General features: G+C 61.0%; 1 protein-coding gene and 1 pseudogene. Both read right to left on the bottom strand.

The features are described 5' to 3' along the window. Nucleotides 1-107: 107 nt before the first annotated feature. On the bottom strand, nucleotides 108-2,645 hold the full coding sequence (locus tag ACQKJZ_RS18590) for a TonB-dependent receptor (RefSeq protein ID WP_427733087.1): 2,538 nt from the start codon (nucleotides 2,643-2,645) through the stop codon (nucleotides 108-110). Between the two features lie 269 nt (nucleotides 2,646-2,914). Next, nucleotides 2,915-3,652 (bottom strand): annotated as a pseudogene (locus ACQKJZ_RS18585) (hypothetical protein); the annotation flags it as partial.

The raw sequence follows: 3,652 nt of genomic DNA, 5'->3' as shown, positions 1-3,652 counted from the left end.
AAAGAGAGGAGAAGGAAGGTGAATGGAGTTCAGGGGTGTGGGGGTGGGGTTTCCGGGGTTGCTTTGGCCGGTGGGTAGGGGCGGGCTGGGGCTCCCGCGACCTGGCATCAGAATTGGAAGTGCAGGCTGGCGATGACCGTGCGGCCGACGCCGAAGTTCAGCGACCCGCCATTGGCGATACGCGGCGCCGACCAGACATTGCTGAAATAGCGCTTGTCGAACAAATTGGTCACGTTCAGCTGGACATAGGTCTTGTCCAGGCCCAGCCAGCCCAGAGACGCCTGGGCATCCAGATCGACCAGCGTATAACCGGCCGAAATGGCGTCATTCTCGTCGGTGACGAAGCGGTCGCCGACATGCTTGGCCGAAATGCCCGCCACCATGAAGGGCAGCGTGACCTGGGCACGGCCGCCATATTGCCAGTTGGGCGTATCGACCAGCGACTTGCCCTTCGTCGCGACCAGGACGGCGTTGGTATCCGCGTCGCGAATGTCCTCGCGCAGCGTCGCCTTCAGATAGGAGCCGAAGCCGTAAAGCGTCAGCCAGCGCGTGGGGGCTAGCGATAGGGTAGCGTCCACGCCGTGGCTGTCCACCCGCCCCACATTGCGGCTGGCGCTGAGGGTGCCGCCACCTTCCAGCTGCACCGTCGTCGAGACGATGCGGTTATCGTAACGGATATACCATCCGCCCAGCTGTGCCTGCACCATGCCGCTATTGTAGCGCAGGCCCGCATCATAGGAGTCGGTCCGTTCGGGCGAGGCTTCCGCGTCGCGCAGCGAAATCGCCTTGTCGTCATAGGAATAGATGTCGGTCGTTGGGGCGGAAAAACCCTTGGCATAGCTGGCATAGGCGCCGATGCGCGGCGTCGCCTGCCACACCAGGCCGGCATTGGGCAGGATCGCGTGATATTCGCGGATACGTCCCGTATAGGGCGCACCGAATTTCGCCGTGCCGCTGTCGGCCGCCACCTGTCGTGCGGTCTGCGACGTGCAATAGGCTTCGCTGCCGCTGCCCGGAATAGTGTAGCAGGCATTGCTCATATTGCGGCGGAAAAACGCCGCACGCACGCCCAGGGTGAAGGACAGATCGTCGGACAGCGGCCGGCCGCGATATTCGCCCGACAGCTGGTGGAGGATCGAATAGGTCAGCCGGTCGCGCTTCTGGACGATGCCGCCGGCAGCGTCGCGCACCACCGTGTCGCCGTGATCGACGCCGAAATAGGTGGTGGGATAACCGTCGCTGCGCAGGAACGAGGCTTCGCCCGTCTGGGCGGTGCGCGCCCGATCCCAGGTATAGGCGAGGCGGACGAGGTTGGCCGGATCAATGTCGTACCGCAGGCCCGCGATCGCGATCAGGCGATGCGTCTGGGTGTTCGACGGATAGAAGACGCGAACATAATCGAGCCGGTCACCGTCACCGTTCAGGTCGAGACCGGGGGCGACACCGCCGCCGAGCCGGCCAAATTGGTTGCGCGCCGCGCCCTTGGCACCGTCCGTTTCGGCGAACACGGTAGAGCCGCCGCCATTGGCGAGCGTGTAGCTGTAACCACCGTCGAAGGTCAGGGTCAGCTTGTCGTTCAACGTGAACAGGCTGTTGAAGCGGGCATTGCCGGTATCGACGGGATTGGTCCGAATCTGGCGCGCATTGCCACACTGGCTGCGGTCGTCCTGCACGGTTCCGGCGCCGGGCGTCGCGGACGGCAGCAGGCAGGTGTCGGTCTTAAGGAACCGGCCGGCCCCGTCGACCACGCTGTCATATTGCGCGGCCGTCAGATCGACGCGAACCGGCTTGGCGGCGCTCGCCGCGGCGGTGGGCAGCGTATTGCCCAGCAACGTGTTGACGTTCGCGACCGAAAGGCCGCCATAGCCCATGTTGCGATGCTGGTAATAGAAACCGGCGAGCGACAGGAAGTCCTTGCCCGAGCCGAGCGGCTGATAGATGCGCGCATTATATTGGCTCTTGCGGACCTGGGCGAAGGGATAGAGGCGATAGCGTTGCTCGCTGGCCGAAACCCAGGCGCGCGTGCCGCTCTCGGTCAGATTGCCGGTGTTGATCAGTCCGAATACGCGGTTCATATTGCCGCGCCCGTGCGAATAGACGGTGGTCGCGCTGAGCTTTTCGGTCGGCATGATCGTGCGATAGTTGACCGTGCCGCCCGACGCGCTGGCCGTCGGGGTGTCGACATCGGTCGAGCCGAAGCTGACATTGACCGACTGGACCAGTTCGGGGTCCACCTGCTGCGAGGAATAGATGGCATAATTGCCCGCATCGTTCAGCGGCAGGCCGTCGAAGGTGAAGGCGATCCGCGACGCGTCGAAGCCGCGAATGGTGATGGTGCCGCCATTGCCGCCATAGGGATCGCTGGCGACATAGTTGACGCCGGGGACCAGATTGATCGCGTTGAAGATCGACTGGCCGGGAACGGTATGTTCAATATAATCCTGGGTTACGACTGCCCGGGCCTTGGGCGAATTGGACATTTCGATGCCGGTAGTGACCAGCTTCTGCCCGGTTACGACAATGTCCTCCTTGGCCTGATCCTCCGCCGCGATCGTGCCCGCGGTCTGCGCGATGGCCATATGCGACGTGAACAGCATCAGACATGCGCCACCGGCTCCGGCAGCGCGGATCATATTCAATTTCATACCATTTCCCCCAGCCGTCTGTTGGCTTCGGGGCACCGCCTAATACCAATCTATGTCAAGTATATTGCAGTTTTTATGTATAAAAATGACCTTGCCGGCGCATCCGGCGTGGAAATCGGATGACCGAAAAATGTGAAGGGCCGGGCATTCCGATCGTGCAACCGCACCCATCTGGGGCCGTATCGCCCGTTTCTCAAAGGGTTGGGGCACCAAAAAAGAAAGGGGCCTTGCGGCCCCTTTCCCCGTAGTGACATCGATCAGTGGCTGGATCAGCCGCTATAATACATGTCGTACTCGACCGGGCTGGGGGTCATTTCCCAGCGCATCACTTCGCCCATCTTCAGCTCGATATAGCTTTCGATCTGGTCCTTGGTGAACACGTCGCCCTTCAGCAGGAAGTCGTGGTCGGCGGCCAGCGAGTCGAGCGCTTCGCGCAAGCTACCGGCGACGGTCGGGACCTGGGCCAGCTCCGCGGGCGGCAGGTCGTACAGGTTCTTGTCCATCGCCTCGCCCGGATGGATCTTGTTCTGGATACCGTCCAGACCCGCCATCAGCAGCGCGGCATAGGCGAGATAGGGGTTCGCCAGCGCGTCGGGGAAGCGCACTTCGACGCGCTTCGACTTCGGGCCGGTGCCGTACGGGATGCGGCACGAGGCCGAGCGGTTGCGCGCCGAATAGGCGAGCAGCACCGGCGCTTCGTAACCCGGGACCAGACGCTTGTACGAGTTGGTCGACGGGTTGGTGAAGGCGTTGATCGCCTTGGCATGCTTGATGATGCCGCCGATGAAGTACAGGCAGGTTTCCGACAGACCCGCATAGCCGTTGCCGGCGAACAGCGGGGTCTTGCCTTCCCAGATCGAGAAGTGGGTGTGCATGCCCGAGCCGTTATCTTCCTTGATCGGCTTGGGCATGAAAAAAAAAAAAAAAAAAAAAAAAAAAAAAAAAAAAAAAAAAAAAAAAAAAAAAAAAAAAAAAAAAAAAAAAAAAAAAAAAAAAAAAAAAAAAAA

It is taken from the genome of Sphingomonas sp. NPDC019816 (assembly GCF_050274375.1).
Classification (GTDB): Bacteria; Pseudomonadota; Alphaproteobacteria; order Sphingomonadales; family Sphingomonadaceae; genus Sphingomonas.
Note: the sequence above shows the minus strand (reverse complement) of the source record. Positions and strands in the feature narration are given on the sequence as shown.

Excerpts from the sequence above, each read along its gene's own strand:
- ACQKJZ_RS18590 (WP_427733087.1), bottom strand. The coding sequence starts at position 2,645 with ATGAAATTGAATATGATCCGCGCTGCCGGAGCCGGTGGCGCATGTCTG.